The organism is Salinicoccus sp. ID82-1, assembly GCF_021991715.1.
Taxonomy (GTDB): domain Bacteria; phylum Bacillota; class Bacilli; order Staphylococcales; family Salinicoccaceae; genus Salinicoccus; species Salinicoccus cyprini.
Genome location: NZ_JAGFLY010000013.1, coordinates 1 through 379 on the forward strand (window position 1 = coordinate 1; position 379 = coordinate 379).

The following is a 379-nucleotide window of genomic DNA, read 5'->3' on the forward strand; positions in this document are numbered from 1 at the left end:
AATTTCGTTTCAAAGTGTAAAATTAATGCTTGAAATTATCATTCACAATAGTATAATCTATATCTGGAAATATAATGGGCCTATAGCTCAGCTGGTTAGAGCGCACGCCTGATAAGCGTGAGGTCGGTGGTTCGAGTCCACTTAGGCCCACCATTATAATTCTCAATATGGGGGCTTAGCTCAGCTGGGAGAGCGCCTGCTTTGCACGCAGGAGGTCAGCGGTTCGATCCCGCTAGTCTCCACCATTATTATTTAAAACATGTACATTGAAAACCGTATAGAAACAATGCGAAAAATGATTTTTAACCGAAAATCAAGCGTAGAAAACCGAGAACCGAAAGAGTTCAAACAAACACGCGTTGTGTCAGCTTTGGCTGGC

The 379-nt window shown here is 42.5% G+C and carries 2 tRNA genes; both read left to right on the plus strand.

Annotated elements, in window-relative coordinates:
- Positions 1-76: 76 nt before the first annotated feature.
- Positions 77-153: transfer RNA gene (locus J4760_RS13220), tRNA-Ile, on the plus strand.
- 16 nt (positions 154-169) lie between these two features.
- Positions 170-245: transfer RNA gene (locus J4760_RS13225), tRNA-Ala, on the plus strand.
- Positions 246-379: the final 134 nt, after the last annotated feature.